Raw genomic sequence first — 16,466 nt, 5'->3', positions numbered from 1 at the left:
AGGTTATCAATCACCGCCTGCGGGTCGGCCGCCTTCTTGTTGCCCCGCTCGAACAGTTCCTTGGCGTTCTTCACCAACTCCTGCTTCCACGTGCTGATCATCGTCGGATGAACACCGTATTCAGAAGCCAGTTCCGCCAGCGTCCTGTCTCCCGACAAAGCCGCCATCGCCACTTGCGCCTTGAATTCCGCACTGTGTTGCTTGCGTTTCGTTCCCATCTTTCACTTCCCTTTCAACCAGTCAGCATTAGCTTAGCCAACTGTCCGAAAAAGCGTGACCGCCGCAGTGCTGGGGGCTTGATCAGACGGTGGGCATGCTTGCGTTTGGTTCGCCAGACGGTGATGTGCCAGCACTGTCAGAAGCACCTGCCTGGGTAATTGAACGGATCCAGGTCTGGCTTGATCAGGCCAGGCATGATGTTCAGCCGCTGCTTGAGCAGCATTGGTCATGGATTGAATCCGTTGCCGAAAAACTTGTGCAATGCCGAACCTTAGGGGGGGCTGAGTTGGTTCGGCTTCGACAGGATGGCGGTTAGAAACTGGATCTTCTTCGGCTAATGGTCGCTTGAACACAGCACTGCTGACAGGGCTGGTGCTAACCGATATGTTGAGGTCAATTCCGGGATGAACGGCCAGCGGCATCCCGGGGGATCGGTTCAGCGCCCTTGCTGCCGTGCCATCCAGTTAGGGAGGAAGCTGAAGGCTTCGTCCAGGAGGTGTGGGGTGTGCTTGCCGGTGGCGTAGCGCTGGGCGCGGTCGAAGTATTCGCGCAGGGCAGGGCGGAAGTTGGGATGGGCGCAGCGTTCGATGATGGTGTGGGCGCGTTGCTTGGGGGCCAGGCCGCGCAGATCAGCAAGACCCTGTTCGGTGACGATGATCTGCACGTCGTGTTCGGTGTGGTCCACGTGGGTGACCATGGGCACGATGCAGGAAAGATTGCCGCCTTTCGCCGTGGAAGGCGTCATGAAGATGGAGATGAAGGCGTTGCGGGCGAAATCGCCGGAGCCGCCGATGCCGTTCATGATGGCGCTGCCGCCGATGTGGGTCGAATTGACGTTGCCGTAGATGTCGGCTTCGATCAGGCCATTCATTGCGATGATCCCCAGCCGGCGGATGACTTCTGGGTGATTGGAGATTTCCTGCGGACGCAGGATGATCGAATCCTTGAAGCGCGGCAGGTCGGCGTTCAGTTCGGCCAGCGCCGTCGGTGACAGCGAGAAGGAAGTGGCCGAGGCGCAGCGCAGCTTGCCACTCTTGATCAGTTCGAGCATGCCGTCCTGCAGCACTTCGGTGTAGGCGGTGAGATTCTGGAAAGGACCATCCTGCAAGCCGGCCATGACGGCATTCGCGACATTGCCGACACCGGATTGCAACGGTAGCAGGTTGGCCGGCAGTCGTCCCTTTCTTACTTCATGCTGCAGGAAATCGAGAATGTGTCCGGCGATTTTCTGGGAATTGACGTCCGGTGGGGAGAACGGTGAATTGCGGTCAGCCTTGTCGGTTTCGACGACGGCAATGATCTTTTTCGGATCGATCCGGTAGTAGGCATCGCCGATGCGGTCGTCGCTCTTCAGGATGGGAATGGGTTTGCGCAACGGGGGCAGGGCGGTGCCGTAATAAATGTCGTGCATCCCTTCCAGCGCCGGGTTCTGCCAGGAATTGACTTCCAGGATGACCTTGTCGGCCTCGTCCAGCCAGGTCTTGTTGTTGCCAACCGAGGAAGAGGGAATCAGCCGGCCATCCTCAAGCACACCAGCAACTTCGACCACCGCGACGTCGAGTGGGCCGAGGAAACCGCCCCAGACAAATTGCGCCACGTGCGACAGATGGATGTCGATGTATTCCATTTCGCCGGCGTTGATGCGCTTGCGGCAGGTGGGGTCGGACTGGTAGGGCAGGCGCATTTCGATACCGTCCACCATGGCCAGGGCGCCATCGAGTTCGGGAGCGGTGGAAGCCCCGGTCCACACGCCAATGCGGAATTTATGACCATTCAGATTGGCGTCCATGATGCGTTTGGCGAGTGCCGAGGGTACTGCTTTCGGGTAGCCAGCGCCGGTAAATCCGCTCATGCCGACGTTGACGCCGGATGGAATCAATGCAGCGGCCTCTTCGGCCGACATGATCTTGCTGCGAAGTGCGGGATTCAGGATACGGGAAGCGGCGCTCATGGTCGTTGGCTAATCCAGAAAAAAAAGACAAAAAAGAGCCCGCACGCGGCGGGCTCAAGCCCACATATCAAGACTTGGGCTCAGAGGAGACTGATCCATGCGGCAGCTGCCGCATAAGGAGACGCTTGATGTGTCGACAACTCAACAGGCCGCTACCTTAGCGGGCGGCTTGCTGGTGGACAAACGACGTTTTATGATCTGACAGTTTAGAAAAACTAATCCATGAAATGACGTTTCGTCTTCCGCCACTGCAGGCTTTGCGTGCTTTTGAGGCTGCGGCCCGCCATCTGAGCTTCAAGCGGGCAGCAGCAGAATTACATGTGACGCCCGCAGCGGTCAGCCAGCAGGTGCGCCAACTGGAAGCCTGGCTGGGGCAAACCCTGTTCCGGCGGCTGACGCGGGCGGTGGTCCTGAGTCCGGCGGGAGAAGCGTTGTTGCCAGCCATTCAGCAAGGGTTTGCCACGCTGGCCGGCGCCTTGGCGGAATGTCGCCGCAGCGATCCAGTCGCAGCCGGAAGTGTGCTGACTATCCAGGCGCCGCCGACCTTTGCTTCGCGCTGGCTGGTCGGACGCCTGCCCCAGTTTGCTGCGCAGTACCCGGCAGTCGAGATTCGCCTCGCAAGTACCGATGACAGTGTCGATCAGCTCGGCGCCGATGTCCGCCTCGATCCCGCTGCGCATGATCCGCTTCAGGGCGGCGAGTTGCTCGCCATCCGTTATGGGCGGGGTAATTACCCGGGCTGGCAGGCCGAGCGTATTTTGACTCCGGCTTATATTCCGGTGTGCCGGCCTGATTTGCCCGGGCTGATGTCTCCCCTATCCAGTGCCGAGGAGATCCGCCAGTTCACCTTGATTCACGATGCCACGTTGCGTAACAGTTCTCTCCTGCCTGGCTGGACACAGTGGTTGCAGTTGGCCGGTGTGAATGGCAAACCGGTACGGCGCGGCCTGCATTTTTCCAACACCGTGCTTGCCATCGAGGCGGCTCTGGCCGGGCAGGGGGTGGCGCTGGTGCCGTCGGTGCTGGTCGAGGCCGAGATCGCAGCACAGCGGTTGTGCCAGATTTTTCCTCTCAGTCTGGTGTCGCCTTACGCTTACTGGTTGCTCTTGCCGCGGCGAGCCGAACTGCCTGCCGCACTGCGTGCCTTTCGTGACTGGGTGCTGGCGACCGGGTTGCAGAGTTGATGCGAGCTAAAGAAGTTGCCCTTCGATCTGGCCACAATGGCGGCCTGTCGTTCTACGAAAGCGTGCAATGGATAGTGCGCACCCGGTATCACCTCCGTTTACTCCGCCAGCGCACGCCGTGGCGATGGACAAGGGCCGCATTCCCGGCAACAAGGGAATCTGGGTCGGCATTTGCTGTGAGTTCGTTGAATTCCTGCTGCTTTTTGCCGTGTATTTTGTCGCGCGGGCGCATTTCCCGCAGGAATTCACCGCCAGCGCCGGGCGTTTGCATCTGTGGTCGGGAATCTGGATTACTGTAGCCATGGTGAGCAGCAGCTTCTGTATTGCTGCCGCTGTCGTCACCATCCGCAACAGTCAGCGCCGAGCTTCGCTGGCTTGTCTGGTGCTGGGACTGCTGATTGCACTGAGCTACCCCCTGCTCAAGTGGCATGAGATCCAGTGGAATCTGGCCCACGGCATCAACGGTGAAGCGGGTATTTTCTTCACTGTGTACTACTACCTCACCATCAACCACATGGTGCATGCCTTCTGGGGCATTCTGGGCATGTTGTGGGTGCTGACCCGCCACAGCTTCGGTATCTACAGTGCAGAAAACCACGATGGCCTGGAAGCGCTGGCTTCCTACTGGCACGCCACCGACCTGATCTGGCTGGTGATCTTCCCCTTCTTTTACGTTCTGGTGTGACCATGAGTGCAGCCCACGCTTCCCACCAATCTTCCCTGCGTCAGCTGTTTTTTGCCTGGCTGGGGCTGTTGCTGCTGACGGCGCTGTCGGTCTGGATCGGGCGCGAATTTCACGCGCAGGTCGGACTGCAACCGCTGGTGGCTGCGGTGTTATGGCTGAAATCGTGGCTGGTGCTGCGCTTCTTCCTGGAAGGGCGCAGCATCCACATCTTCTTCCGCCGTGTCCTGCATACCTTCATTGCCATCACCCCCATCTGTCTGGTGGTTTTCGGTCTATGGCATGAGTAGGTGGTAATGCGGGCGGTGATGCCTGTCTTATTTCTTCAGGCGGGAATAGATCGCCAGCAAGAGGATTGCCATGATCACCGAAGCGATGAAGCCGGCACCTTCGCCCGCCCGATACCAGCCGAGTGATTGCCCGACCATGCCAGCGGTAAAGGAGCCGGCGACGCCGAGAAGAATGGTGGCAAAAAAGCCCATGCCTTCCTTGCCCGGGTGCAGGAATTTGGCAATGACGCCAATGACGAAACCCAGCACGATAGTCCAGATGAAGCCCATGGCAGTGATCCTTTCAGGGAAATGAGCCGCCATCTTAGCGGCGCCGGGAAATGGGTTGGCGGCTTATTTGGTAAAAAAATGTTCGCCTGGCTCAGCGTTTGACGTGCAGGCCACATTCCTTCGATTCTGGGTTTTCCCACCACCAGCGGCCGGCGCGGATGTCCTCGCCAGGGGAAATGGCGCGGCTGCATGGGGCGCAGCCGATGCTGGGGTAAAACTGGTCATGCAGGGTGTTGTAGGGAACAGCGTGGGTTTTCAGATAGGTCCACACTTCCTTTTCGCTCCAGTCGGCGAGCGGATTGAATTTTTCCAGACCGTTGCTCTCATCGAAGCTTTGCTCAGCGAGCTGCCCGCGCGTGGCGGCCTGCTCGGCACGCATGCCGGTGATCCAGGCGCGCTTGCCGGCCAGAGCCCGTTGCAGTGGCTCGACCTTGCGCAGGTGGCAGCAGGCTTTGCGCAGTTCAACCGAGGTGTAAAAGGCATTGATTCCATGGCGGCGCACGTAGTGCTCGATGGCCGCGGCCGCCGGGAAATAGACCTGCAGCTTGAGGCCGTAGTGCCGGTCGAGTTCAGCCATCAGGGTGTAGGTTTCCGGTGGCAGACGGCCGGTATCCAGACTGAAGATCTCGATCGGGAGCTGGTGGCGGCAGATGAGATCGGTCAGCACCATGTCTTCGGCGCCCAGGCTGTTGGCGAAGGTGGCAGGAGAGAACTCGCTGGCGATACGGCGCAGCAGGGCAAGTGCGGTGTCGGCCTTGGCGGCTGTGCGCTCGGTAAGTTCCGGCGTGATGTTGAGCAGCTTGGGGTTCATGGCTGGCGGCGGAAATGCGGCAGGGGTTGGTCGGTACTGGCCTGATAGGGCTCGGTGAAGGTCGTGAAGCCATGGGCAATGGCGTAGGCGGTGCTTTTGCCGTCTTTCAGGGCATAGCTGTCGAAACCGACGCGCCGCAGATAAAACAGCTGGTCGTGCAGCACATCGCCCACAGCACGCAATTCACCGTGGTAGCCGTAGCGCTGGCGCAGCAGGGCGGCGCTCGAATAGCCGCGGCCATCGACGAACTTGGGGAAATTGATGGCGATCAGCGCCAGGTGGGGGAGGTCGGCAGCAATCTCTTCCACCGCATCGTCCGGCTGCAGGAGTAGCCCCAGCGGCAATGCGCCGGCCTGCGCACTGGCGATAATGGCCTCCCGGTGCGCGCGCCAGAACGCCAGCGGATATAGGGTAGGCGTGCTGGGGGCAACGAAGGGGCCGGCATTGCCGTCTTCTTCCAGGGGTTGCTCGGTCCACGTGTTTTCCAGCACCTGCTGTGCCGCGATGAGTTGTGCCATTTATGCGGCCTCCTGCGATTTTGAGCGGCCATGCGCGCGTCCGGCATAGACCTTGTTCTTGAAGGGATCGATGCCGATGCGATCGAAGGTGTCGAGGAAACGTTCGTCGGCGTGACGCTCGGCCAGATAGACGCTGATGATCTGTTCCACCACCTCCGGCATCTCTTCGGCGGGGAAGGCCGGGCCGATCACCTTGCCCAGCTGGGCATCGTTGCCTTGCCGTCCGCCCAGGGTCACCTGGTAGAACTCCTTGTCCTTGCGGTCTACGCCGAGGACGCCGATATGGCCGACATGGTGATGACTGCAGGCATTCATGCAACCGGAGATGTTGAGATCGATTTCGCCGATGTCGAAAAGATAGTCGAGATCGTCAAAACGTTGCTGGATGGCATTGGCAATGGGAATCGACTTGGCATTGGCCAGATCGCAGAAATCGCCGCCCGGGCAGCAGATGATGCTGGTCAGAAGGCCGATGTTGGGGGTTGCCAGACCGGCGTCGCGGGCACTCAGCCAGAGTGCGTGCAGGTCGCATTCGCGCACATCGGTGAGGATCACGTTCTGCTCGTGGCTGACGCGCAATTCACCGAAGCTGTAACGGTCGGCGAGATCGGCCACGACGTCCATCTGGTCCGAGGTGATGTCGCCCGGGGCGACGCCGTGCCGTTTCAGTGACAGGGTGACGGCCGTGTAACCCGGCACCTTGTGCGGGTGGGTGCAGCGCGCGCGCCAGCGGGCAAAGGCCGGATCATCGGGGAAATTGGCGGGCTCCGCCGGGGCGTAGGCAGGCGGCGCGAAATGCGCGGCGATACGGTCATATTCAGCCTGGGTGATGGTGTGCGGGCTGTCCTTTTCGTGCGCCCATTCGGCGTCCACCTGGGCACGGAAAGCCTCGATGCCGAGCGCCTGCACCAGAATCTTGATGCGCGCCTTGTAGGCATTGTCGCGCCGGCCGAAGCGGTTGTAGACCCGCAAAATGGCTGTGCTGTAGGTGAGCAGATGTTGCCAGGGCAGGAATTCACGCACCACTTCGCCACGAATCGGCGTCCGCCCCAGGCCGCCGCCGACGATGACGGTAAAACCGGTTTCGCCATTGACCACCTTCAGCTGCAAGCCGATGTCGTGGAACCAGGTGATGGCACGGTCTTCGGCAGTGCCGGAAATGGCGAACTTGAATTTGCGCGGCAGGAAGGCAAATTCGGGGTGGAAAGTCGACCATTGGCGCAGGATTTCGGCGAGCGGTCGCGGATCGATGATTTCATCGGCTGCGACGCCAGCGAAAGCATCGGTGGTGATGTTGCGGATGCAGTTGCCGGAAGTCTGGATGGCGTGCAGCTGCACTTCGGCCAGCTCAGCTAGGATGTCCGGCACATCCTCGATCTTCGGCCAGTTGAACTGCAGGTTGTGGCGGGTGGTGAAGTGGCCGTAGCCACGATCATAGGTGCGTCCGATGTGCGCCAGCCGCCGCAGCTGCTCGCTGTTCAGGGTGCCATACGGCACGGCGACGCGGAACATTGGCGCATGGCGCTGGATGTAGAGGCCGTTTTGCAGGCGCAGCGGGCGGAATTCATCATCGCTGAGTTCACCGGCTTGCCAGCGGCGCACCTGGTCGCGGAATTGGGCCACACGCTGGTTGACCAGCTGGCTGTCGAGTTCGTTGTAGCGGTACATGAGCTGTCCTTGGGGGGAGGAATGTTATTGTAAATTCAGGAGAACACCAGCTTGCTGCCAATCAACAGCAGCATCGCGCCGAGCAGCCGGCGCAGGACGTGCTCCGGTACCTTGGCCGACAAATGCGTGCCGATCCAGATGCCGGGCAGGGAGCCGAGCAGGAGGCTGCCCAGCAGCACCCAGTCAACGCTGCCCAGCCACCAGTGGCCGATGCCGGCGACCAGGGTGAGCGGCACGGCGTGCGCCACATCGGAACCGACAATGCGCACCGATGAGAGTTTCGGGTAGAGGAAAAACAGCACTGCGACACCGAGTGCCCCGGCGCCGACGGAGGAAATCGTGACCAGCACACCGAGCAGGGCGCCGACGGCGACGGTGATCGGCGCAATGTAATTCTGCCGCAGCGAAGAAGTTTCCCGCTGGCTGGCATAGGCCCGCAACTTGCGGCCAAACAGGATGGCCACGGCCGTCAGCAGGAGGGCGAAGCCCAGGCCGTGCGTCACCACCGTGCCAATACTCTGGCGGCCGTCCGGCAGAAAGGAGAGAACCAGGATCGTCAGCGCCGCCGCCGGAATGCTGCCGCCAGCCAGGCGGGCCGTGATCTGCCAGTCGATGTGGCCCCGCCGGTGGTGTGCAACCGTGCCGCCAGCTTTGGTCAGGGCGGCGTAGAGCAGATCGGTGCCGACCGCCGTGGCCGGATGTACGCCAAACAGCAGGACCAGCAGCGGGGTCATCAGCGAGCCGCCGCCGACGCCGGTCAGGCCGACGATGGCACCGACGGCAAAGCCGGAAAGAGTGTAGAGGTAAGCATCCATGGGCGCGCATCCTACGCTGGCTGGATTGAGTCAAAAAGAATAATGAGGTAGATTGGTATGTCTTTTTGTTATTAAGCAACAGGAATACAATGCGGGATGCCGCACGGTGCATGCAAGCTGCGCATGGGTTGCTGCATTTTTCATGCTTTTCTGAGCTTTTAGTCAAAACGCAACATTCGCCGTGGAAGCTGGCAGGTGTTTTTCCTGGCAAGCCTTTTTACCCATCACGCACATGAAACTGCAACAACTACGTTACATCGTTGAAATCGAACGCCAGGGGCTGAATGTCTCGGAAGCGGCGGAGGCACTGTATACCTCACAGCCGGGCGTGTCGAAACAGATCCGCATGCTGGAGGACGAGTTGGGTATCGCCATCTTCGAGCGCAGCGGCAAGCGGTTCACCGGGGTCACCGAGCCGGGGCGGGTGGCCATCGACATCGCCCAGCGCATCCTGCGCGAAGCGGAAAATCTCAAGCGCGTCTGCAGCGAATTCATCAGCGGTGAATCGGGCCGGCTGGTGCTGGCGACCACCCACACCCAGGCGCGCTACGTGCTGCCGACCGTGGTGCGGGATTTCATGAGCCGGCACCCGGAGATCAAGCTGGAAATGCACCAGGGCAACCCACACCAGATTGCTGACTGGGTGGCGGCGGGTGAGGCTGACATCGGTATTGCCACCGAAGCGCTGGACCAGGCACCACAGCTCATTTCCTTTCCGGTGCAGCAGTGGAGCCATTGCGTGATCGTACCGGAAGGCCATCCCCTGCTGGCCGAACAGCCCCTGTCCCTGCACACCCTGGCGCAGTGGCCGCTGATTACCTATGACAACGCTTTTGCCGGCCGCTCGCGCATCAACCGCGCCTTTGAACGTGCCGATCTGGAGCCCAATATCGCGCTGACCGCACTCGATGCCGACGTGATCAAGACTTACGTCAGCCTGGGGCTTGGTCTGGGTATCATCGCCAAACTCGCATTCGATCCCGCGCGTGACCAGGGGCTGGTGGCACTGGATGCGGCGCATCTGTTCGAATCCAACACCACCCGTCTGGCGGTGCGCCGCGGCAGCTATCTACGCCGCTTTGATTACGATTTCATCACCCTGTTCGCGCCGCAACTGGACAAGCGCAGCATCGAAATGACCCTGCAGGGCGTGGGCGAAGCCTGGCAGCTGTAAGCGGTGTCAACCTGCGCCGGGGCGCTCAATGACCGGCGTGACGGACCGTTGCCAGCAGCGCCGCTGCAGCGGCAAACAGACTGCCGAAGGTGCGGTTGAGCAGCCGCTGTTGACGTGGACTGCGCAGCAGGCGCAGCACCCGGGCGGCCAGGCCGGTATAGGCGGCCATCACGACCAGGTCGACCAGTACCATGGTGGCGGTCATCAGCACGTATTGCGGCAACAACGGCTGCGCCGGGGCGATGAACTGCGGCAGCACGGCGAGAATGAAGACAATCGCCTTGGGGTTGCTGGCGTTGACCACAAAACCGCGCAACAGGAGCTTGCGTGCCGACGTGCTGCCGCTTTCCGCTGCCAGCAGCGGCGCTGCCACCGGCGCCGACCACTGCTTCCAGCCGAGGTACAGCAGGTAGGCCACACCAAACCATTTGATCAGGGAAAACGCCAGTTCGGACGCCGCCAACACCGCGCCAATCCCGGCTGCAACAATGCCCACCTGCAGGATCAGTGCCAGTTGCAGGCCAATGGCGTTCCAGTAGCCGCGCCGAAAACCATGCGCCAGCCCGGACGACATTGACGCAATCGCCCCGGCGCCCGGCGACAGGCTGATCAGCCAGCAGGCAATGAAGAAACTGAACCAGGTGGGAAAAGTCATGGGCGTGGGGCAGAACTTGGGGAGGCGTAGTGTGCCACAAGCTGCGTTCCGTGTTGTCGAGGCTCAATGCGGGCCGTGGCCCGGCTGCCACCCTCCATCCCGGGACGGGAATGGAGGGTGGGTTTTGGCTGCGCTCAGCGCGGCAGGCGGGTTTCGCCCATGAGGAAGCGGTCGATGGCGCGGGCGGCCTGGCGGCCTTCGCGGATGGCCCAGACGACGAGCGACTGGCCCCGGCGCAGGTCGCCGGCGGCGAACACCTTGCTGACATTGGTGGCGTAGCCGTTCAGGTCATCGGTGCCGGCAGCGGCATTACCCCGGTTGTCGCGGGCGATGCCGAAAGCGTCGAGCAGGGGGGCGGCGGGCTGGGTGAAGCCCATGGCCAGGAAGACGAGGTCGGCTTTGAGTTCGAATTCGGAGCCGGGAATCTCCTGCATCTTGCCATTCTGCCAGTCCAGCCGGTTGCAGCGCAGCGCCCTGAGCTGGCCGTTTTCGCCGAGGAAGGCCTGGCTGGCAACCGACCAATCGCGTACGCAGCCTTCTTCGTGCGAGGAAGACGTGCGCAGCTTGTGCGGCCAGTAGGGCCAGGTCAGATCCTTGTTTTCTTCTGCCGGTGGCTTGGGCAGCAGTTCGATCTGGGTGACGCTGGCCGCCCCCTGGCGGTTGGCCGTACCGACGCAGTCGGAGCCGGTGTCACCGCCGCCGATCACGACGACGTGCTTGCCGCGGGCGTCGATCGGGTTCTTGCTGCCGCCGCCGACCTCTTTGTTCTGCGGAATGAGATATTCGAGGGCGAAATGGACACCGGACAGATTGCGTCCGGGAATCGGCAGATCGCGCGGGGTTTCCGAGCCGCCTGCCAGCAGCACGGCGTCGAAGTCACGCAACAGGCGATCGGGGGCGACGACGCGGCTGGCATCATTGGCGATGCTGGCTGGCAGCGCGTCGCCGACCAGGGTGCGTAGCTCGAAATGGACGCCTTCCGCTTCGAGTTGTGCCACGCGCTCGTCGATCAGATGCTTTTCCAGCTTGAAGTCCGGAATGCCGTAGCGCAGCAGGCCGCCGATGGCATCGTTCTTCTCGAACACCGTCACCGCGTGGCCGGCGCGTGCCAGCTGTTGCGCTGCCGCCAGACCCGCCGGTCCGGAACCGACAACGGCGACTCGGCGACCGCTCGGTCGGTTGGCCGGTTGGGCACCGATCCAGCCATTGGCGCGGGCGGTGTCGATGATGGCGCGTTCGATCGACTTGATGCCGACCGGCGCGTCATTGACGCCCAGGGTACAGGCCGACTCACAGGGAGCCGGGCAGATGCGGCTGGTGAATTCGGGAAAGTTGTTGGTGGCGTGCAGCCGCTCGATGGCGGCCTGCCACTGCCCGTTGTAGACCAGATCGTTCCAGTCGGGGATCAGGTTATTGACCGGGCAACCGTTGTTGCAGAACGGTACGCCGCAATCCATGCAACGCGCCCCCTGGGTGCGTGCTGCGGCTTCCGGCAGGGGATGCACGAACTCCCGGTAGTGCTGCAGGCGCTCGCTGACAGGGTCGTAGCTTTCGTGCTGGCGCACGAATTCAAGAAATCCGGTGGGCTTGCCCATGTTATGCAACCTCCTTCATTGCCGCAGCGGCCATTTCCTGCAGCGCGCGGCGATATTCATTGGGGAACACCTTGACGAAACGGGCGCGATATCTCGCCCAGTCGGACAGCACGTTGCGGGCGATCTCGCTGCCGGTGGCGGCGAGATGCTGCTCAAGCAGCTTGCGCAGCAGTGTTTCGTCGCTCATGCCCTGATGCAGCGGGCTGTCCGGAGCCAGCGTGGCATCCGTTTCGATCGCTTCGAGCTTGACTGAGGCCGGATTGCAGCGCCGTGCGAAATCGCCGTCCAGATCGAGTACGTAGGCAATGCCGCCGCTCATGCCGGCAGCGAAATTGCGGCCGGTGCGGCCCAGCACCAGCACGGTACCGCCGGTCATGTACTCGCAGCCGTGGTCGCCGACGCCTTCGACCACTGCCGTGGCTCCCGAATTGCGCACCGCGAAGCGCTCGCCGGCGACGCCACGGAAGAAGGCAGCGCCTTCGGTGGCCCCGTAGAGCGCGGTGTTGCCGATGATGATGTTGTCGTTGGCAGCGCCACGGAAGCTTGCGGGGGGGCGCACGACAATCCGACCACCGCACAGTCCCTTGCCGACGTAGTCATTGCCTTCGCCGGTCAGGTCGAGCGTGATGCCGCGGGCGAGGAAGGCACCGAAGCTCTGTCCGGCGGTGCCGTTGAGGCAGACGCGGATGCTGTCGTCGGGCAGGCCGGCATGGCCGTGGCGGCGGGCCAGCTCGTAGGAGAGCATGGTGCCGACGCTGCGGTTGAGGCTGCGGATGGGCAGCGTCAGCGTGACCGCCTCGCCGCCATCGAGCGTGGCCTGCGCCTGAGCGATCAGTTGCTGGTCAAGGGCGCGCTCCAGACCGTGTTCCTGGGTTTCGCTGTGCTTGCAGGAGACGTCGGCGGGCAGGGTGGGGCGGTAGAAGATGCGCGAGAAATCGAGGCCACGTGCCTTCCAGTGCGTGATGCCCTTCTGCATGTCGAGCAGGTCGGCACGGCCGATCAGGTCGTCGAAACGGCGGATGCCGAGTTCGGCCATCAGCTGGCGTGCCTCTTCGGCCACGAAGAAGAAATAATTGACGACATGCTCGGGCTGGCCGGAGAAGCGCTGGCGCAGCACCGGGTCCTGCGTGGCGACACCGACCGGACAGGTGTTGAGGTGGCACTTGCGCATCATCAGGCAGCCTTCGACCACCAGCGGTGCGGTGGCAAAGCCGAACTCGTCGGCCCCGAGCAGGGCGCCGATGATGACATCGCGACCGGTCTTGATCTGACCGTCAACCTGCACCCGCACCCGGCCGCGCAGGCGGTTGAGCATGAGGGTTTGCTGCGTTTCCGCCAGTCCCAGCTCCCAGGGGGCACCGGCATGCTTGACCGAGGACAGCGGGCTGGCGCCGGTGCCGCCGTCATGACCGGCGATCACCAGATGGTCGGCCTTGGCTTTGGCAACGCCGGCCGCCACCGTACCGACGCCGACTTCGGACACCAGCTTGACCGAAACCGAGGCGGTCGGGTTGGCGTTCTTCAGGTCGTGGATCAGCTGCGCCAGGTCTTCAATCGAGTAGATGTCGTGGTGTGGCGGCGGCGAAATGAGGCCGACACCCGGTACCGAGTGACGCAGGAAACCGATGTAATCGGTCACCTTGTGGCCCGGCAGCTGGCCGCCTTCGCCCGGCTTGGCACCTTGCGCCATCTTGATCTGGATCTGGTCGGCATTGGCCAGGTATTCAGCGGTGACACCGAAACGGCCGGAGGCTACCTGTTTGATCGCACTGCGCAGGGAATCGCCTTCGCGCAGCGGCGTGTCACGCTCGATGCGGTCGTGGCCGATGATGTCTCCCACCGTCTGACCGGCGCGCACCACCTGGAAGCGACGGGCGTCCTCGCCCCCTTCGCCGGTATTGGACTTGCCACCGATGCGGTTCATGGCAATGGCCAGGGTGCTGTGTGCTTCGGTCGAAATGGAACCCAGCGACATGGCGCCGGTGGCGAAACGCTTGACGATCTCGCTCGCCGGTTCGACTTCATCCAGCGGCACCGGGGCGCCGGCCGGGCGGATTTCGAACAGACCGCGCAGCGTCATGTGGCGCTGGCTCTGGTCGTTGATGATGGCCGCGTATTCCTTGTAGGTGTCGTACTTGCCGGAGCGGGTGGCGTGTTGCAGCTTGGCAATCGCATCGGGCGTCCACATATGCTCTTCGCCGCGAACCCGGTAGGCGTATTCGCCACCGCAATCGAGCGCTGTGTCCTGCGCCAGCGGCGTATCGCCGAAGGCGGCGGCATGTGCGTTCAGGGCTTCGACTGCGATTTCCTTCAGGCCGATCCCTTCGATCCGCGTCGGCGTGCCGGTGAAATAGCGAGCGACGAAAGCCGACGCCAGACCGACTGCTTCGAAAATCTGGGCGCCGCAATAGGATTGATAGGTGGAAATGCCCATCTTCGACATCACCTTCATCAAGCCTTTGCCGATGGCCTTGATGTAGCGCTTGTGGCATTCCTCGGCACTTGGTGCGCCGGGCAAGGTGGGGGCAATCGCACTGATGCTGGCGAAGGCCAGCCAGGGGTGGATGGCTTCCGCGCCGTAGCCGGCGAGCACCGCACAGTGGTGGGTTTCACGGGCATCGCCGGTTTCGACGATCAGGCTGCATTTGGTGCGTTGGCCGGCGCGTACCAGATGCTGATGGACGGCGGAACAGGCGAGGAGCGACGGAATCGGCGCCCGTTCCGGCCCGGTGTTGCGGTCGGACAGAATGAGTACCGAGGCACCTGCGCCAACGGCATGTTCGGCACGCAGGCAGACTTGGTACAGCGCGTCGCCCAGGCCGATCGGGCCAGCGGCGGCAGGGCAGGTGATGTCGACCACCTGGGCACGAAAAGCGCCGGCGGTGAGGCTGTCGATGTCCTTCAGCCGTGCCATGTCGGTCGGGGAAAGAATGGGCTGCCGCACCAGCAGGCGTGGTTCCGGCGTGTTTTCGTCAATGCCGAGCAGGTTGGGGTTGGGGCTGACCAGCGAGATCAGCGACATGACGATTTCCTCGCGGATCGGATCGATCGGCGGGTTGGTCACTTGGGCGAACAGCTGCTTGAAGTAGTGAAAGAGCGGCTTGTGGCGGCCGGTGAGCACCGGCAGCGGGCTGTCGTTGCCCATCGAGCCGGTGGCTTCCTCGCCCTGACGGGCCATCGGTTCGAGAATGAATTTGTGGTCTTCTTCGGTGTAGCCGAAAGCGCGTTGCAGGTCGTGCAGCGGCGTGGCCAGCCGTTCGGCGGGCTTGACGGCGGGCAGATCCTCGACATAGTGCCGCGATTGCTCGAGCCACTGGCGGTAAGGCTTGGCGGCGGCGAGCTGGTTCTTGACCTCGTCGTCACCGATGATGCGGCCGCGTTCGAGATCGATCAGCAGCATCTTGCCGGGCTGCAGCCGCCATTTGCGGACGATGCGCTCTTCCGGAATGGGCAGGACGCCGGATTCGGAAGAGAGGATGACCAGATCGTCATCGGTGATCAGGTAGCGTGCCGGGCGCAGGCCGTTGCGGTCGAGCGTGGCGCCGATCTGGCGGCCATCGGTGAAGGCCACGGCAGCCGGGCCGTCCCACGGCTCCATCAGGGCCATGTGGTATTCGTAGAAAGCACGCCGGTCCTCGTCCATCTGCGCATTGCCGGACCAGGCTTCGGGAATCAGCATCATCATCGCGTGCGCCAGGCTGTAGCCGCCCATCACCAGCAGTTCGAGGGCGTTGTCGAAGCTGGCCGAGTCGGACTGGCCGTCGTAAATCAGCGGCCAGATCTTGGGCAGGTCTTCGCCGAGCAGGCTGGATGAAATGCCATGCTCACGGGCCCGAATCCAGTTCACGTTGCCGCGTACGGTATTGATTTCGCCGTTGTGGGCGATCATGCGGAAGGGGTGGGCGAGATCCCAGGTCGGGAAGGTGTTGGTGGAAAAGCGCTGGTGCACCAGGGCCAGCGCCGACACCAGGCGTTCGTCGGTGAGGTCGGTGAAGTATTCGCCGACCTGATCGGCCAGCAGCATGCCCTTGTAGACGATGGTGCGGGTGGACAGGGAGGGAACGTAGAAAGTCCGTACATCGGGCAGCTTGAGCGCCTGGATATGGTGGCCGGCTTCCTTGCGGATGACGTAGAGCTTGCGTTCAAAGGCGTCGGTGTCGGTCACGCCTTCGCCGCGGGCAATGAACACCTGGCGGATGACGGGTTCAAGCTCGCGCGCCGCCGCTGCCAGACCGTGGTTGTTGACCGGCACGTCGCGCCAGCCGATCAGGCGCTGACCTTCATAGCGGACGGTGCGTTCGATGGCGGCTTCACAGGCACGGCGGCTTTCCGGGTTCTGCGGCAGGAAGATCATGCCGACGCCGTAGTCGCCGGCAGGCGGCAGGCTGATGCCCTGGCGTGCCATTTCGCTACGCAGGAAAGCATCGGGAATCTGCAACAGGATGCCGGCGCCGTCGCCGAGCAGCGGATCGTAGCCGGTGGCGCCGCGGTGTTCGAGGTTTTTCAGGATCTGCAGGCCTTGTGCAACGATGGCGTGGCTCTTCTGGTTCCTGATATGGGCGACGAAACCGACGCCGCAGGCGTCGCGTTCCTGAGCGGGGTCGTAGAGGCCCTGTCGATCTGGCTGGTGCATG

General features: G+C 62.5%; 14 protein-coding genes. 4 read left to right on the top strand and 10 right to left on the bottom strand.

Features of this window, described 5'->3' with window-relative positions:
• Together JYJ39_RS11305 and JYJ39_RS11300 are read right to left on the bottom strand one after the other, a co-directional pair.
• Window positions 1–218: transposase (locus JYJ39_RS11305; protein ID WP_205204398.1), on the bottom strand; the 218-nt coding region annotated here is incomplete at its 3' end.
• A gap of 437 nt (window positions 219–655) precedes the next feature.
• Entirely contained in the window at window positions 656–2,170 is a 1,515-nt protein-coding gene (locus tag JYJ39_RS11300; protein ID WP_205204397.1) for an acetyl-CoA hydrolase/transferase family protein, read from the bottom strand.
• 227 nt (window positions 2,171–2,397) lie between these two features.
• Between JYJ39_RS11300 and JYJ39_RS11295 the strand changes: the two genes are divergently transcribed.
• From JYJ39_RS11295 to JYJ39_RS11285, 3 genes are all read left to right on the top strand, one after another.
• Window positions 2,398–3,354: a LysR substrate-binding domain-containing protein gene (locus JYJ39_RS11295; protein WP_205204396.1), complete on the top strand. Its 957-nt coding sequence runs from the start codon at window positions 2,398–2,400 to the stop codon at window positions 3,352–3,354.
• 124 nt (window positions 3,355–3,478) lie between these two features.
• Entirely contained in the window at window positions 3,479–4,039 is a 561-nt protein-coding gene (locus JYJ39_RS11290; RefSeq protein WP_205204402.1) for a cytochrome c oxidase subunit 3 family protein, read from the top strand.
• A 2-nt stretch (window positions 4,040–4,041) separates the two neighbouring features.
• Entirely contained in the window at window positions 4,042–4,326 is a 285-nt protein-coding gene (locus JYJ39_RS11285) for a hypothetical protein (RefSeq protein ID WP_205204404.1), read from the top strand.
• Window positions 4,327–4,353: 27 nt separating this feature from the next.
• Here JYJ39_RS11285 and JYJ39_RS11280 read toward each other — a convergent pair whose 3' ends face one another.
• The 5 genes from JYJ39_RS11280 to JYJ39_RS11260 all read right to left on the bottom strand — a co-directional run bounded on the left by JYJ39_RS11280 (window position 4,354) and on the right by JYJ39_RS11260 (window position 8,408).
• Window positions 4,354–4,596 (bottom strand): GlsB/YeaQ/YmgE family stress response membrane protein, encoded by a 243-nt coding sequence (locus JYJ39_RS11280; protein WP_205204395.1) that lies wholly within the window; start codon window positions 4,594–4,596, stop codon window positions 4,354–4,356.
• A 91-nt stretch (window positions 4,597–4,687) separates the two neighbouring features.
• Window positions 4,688–5,407, bottom strand: coding sequence for a phosphoadenylyl-sulfate reductase (locus tag JYJ39_RS11275; RefSeq protein WP_205204394.1), 720 nt, complete (start codon window positions 5,405–5,407; stop codon window positions 4,688–4,690).
• On the bottom strand, window positions 5,404–5,925 hold the full coding sequence (locus tag JYJ39_RS11270) for a DUF934 domain-containing protein (RefSeq protein WP_205204392.1): 522 nt from the start codon (window positions 5,923–5,925) through the stop codon (window positions 5,404–5,406). Before JYJ39_RS11270 ends, JYJ39_RS11275 begins: the two co-directional genes overlap by 4 nt.
• The gene (locus JYJ39_RS11265; protein ID WP_205204390.1) at window positions 5,926–7,593 is read right to left on the bottom strand and encodes a nitrite/sulfite reductase; all 1,668 of its coding nucleotides are present in this window, start codon (window positions 7,591–7,593) and stop codon (window positions 5,926–5,928) included. It abuts the gene before it with no gap.
• Between the two features lie 35 nt (window positions 7,594–7,628).
• Entirely contained in the window at window positions 7,629–8,408 is a 780-nt protein-coding gene (locus tag JYJ39_RS11260; protein ID WP_205204389.1) for a sulfite exporter TauE/SafE family protein, read from the bottom strand.
• Window positions 8,409–8,640: 232 nt separating this feature from the next.
• On the opposite strand from JYJ39_RS11260, the gene JYJ39_RS11255 reads away from it, so the two are divergent.
• Window positions 8,641–9,582, top strand: a complete 942-nt coding sequence (locus JYJ39_RS11255; RefSeq protein ID WP_205204388.1) for a CysB family HTH-type transcriptional regulator — start codon at window positions 8,641–8,643, stop codon at window positions 9,580–9,582.
• 25 nt (window positions 9,583–9,607) lie between these two features.
• On the opposite strand, the gene JYJ39_RS11250 is transcribed toward JYJ39_RS11255, so the two are convergent.
• The 3 genes from JYJ39_RS11250 to JYJ39_RS11240 all read right to left on the bottom strand — a co-directional run bounded on the left by JYJ39_RS11250 (window position 9,608) and on the right by JYJ39_RS11240 (window position 16,465).
• Window positions 9,608–10,237 (bottom strand): LysE family transporter, encoded by a 630-nt coding sequence (locus tag JYJ39_RS11250; RefSeq protein ID WP_205204387.1) that lies wholly within the window; start codon window positions 10,235–10,237, stop codon window positions 9,608–9,610.
• Window positions 10,238–10,371: 134 nt separating this feature from the next.
• A complete protein-coding gene (locus JYJ39_RS11245; protein ID WP_205204386.1) occupies window positions 10,372–11,832 on the bottom strand; it encodes a glutamate synthase subunit beta in 1,461 nt (486 codons plus the stop codon).
• Window position 11,833: 1 nt separating this feature from the next.
• Window positions 11,834–16,465 (bottom strand): glutamate synthase-related protein, encoded by a 4,632-nt coding sequence (locus JYJ39_RS11240; RefSeq protein WP_205204385.1) that lies wholly within the window; start codon window positions 16,463–16,465, stop codon window positions 11,834–11,836.
• Between the last annotated feature and the right edge of the window lies 1 nt (window position 16,466).

It is taken from the genome of Azonexus hydrophilus (genome assembly GCF_905120355.1).
Lineage (GTDB): Bacteria > Pseudomonadota > Gammaproteobacteria > Burkholderiales > Rhodocyclaceae > Azonexus.
The sequence above is the reverse complement of the archived record's forward strand: the minus strand, read 5'-3'. Positions and strand labels throughout refer to the sequence as shown.

Coding starts and splice junctions, on each gene's coding strand:
- JYJ39_RS11300 (WP_205204397.1), bottom strand. CDS start 2,170: ATGAGCGCCGCTTCCCGTATCCTGAATCCCGCACTTCGCAGCAAGATC.
- JYJ39_RS11295 (WP_205204396.1), top strand. CDS start 2,398: ATGACGTTTCGTCTTCCGCCACTGCAGGCTTTGCGTGCTTTTGAGGCT.
- JYJ39_RS11290 (WP_205204402.1), top strand. CDS start 3,479: ATGGACAAGGGCCGCATTCCCGGCAACAAGGGAATCTGGGTCGGCATT.
- JYJ39_RS11285 (WP_205204404.1), top strand. CDS start 4,042: ATGAGTGCAGCCCACGCTTCCCACCAATCTTCCCTGCGTCAGCTGTTT.
- JYJ39_RS11280 (WP_205204395.1), bottom strand. CDS start 4,596: ATGGGCTTCATCTGGACTATCGTGCTGGGTTTCGTCATTGGCGTCATT.
- JYJ39_RS11275 (WP_205204394.1), bottom strand. CDS start 5,407: ATGAACCCCAAGCTGCTCAACATCACGCCGGAACTTACCGAGCGCACA.
- JYJ39_RS11270 (WP_205204392.1), bottom strand. CDS start 5,925: ATGGCACAACTCATCGCGGCACAGCAGGTGCTGGAAAACACGTGGACC.
- JYJ39_RS11265 (WP_205204390.1), bottom strand. CDS start 7,593: ATGTACCGCTACAACGAACTCGACAGCCAGCTGGTCAACCAGCGTGTG.
- JYJ39_RS11260 (WP_205204389.1), bottom strand. CDS start 8,408: ATGGATGCTTACCTCTACACTCTTTCCGGCTTTGCCGTCGGTGCCATC.
- JYJ39_RS11255 (WP_205204388.1), top strand. CDS start 8,641: ATGAAACTGCAACAACTACGTTACATCGTTGAAATCGAACGCCAGGGG.
- JYJ39_RS11250 (WP_205204387.1), bottom strand. CDS start 10,237: ATGACTTTTCCCACCTGGTTCAGTTTCTTCATTGCCTGCTGGCTGATC.
- JYJ39_RS11245 (WP_205204386.1), bottom strand. CDS start 11,832: ATGGGCAAGCCCACCGGATTTCTTGAATTCGTGCGCCAGCACGAAAGC.
- JYJ39_RS11240 (WP_205204385.1), bottom strand. CDS start 16,465: ATGCACCAGCCAGATCGACAGGGCCTCTACGACCCCGCTCAGGAACGC.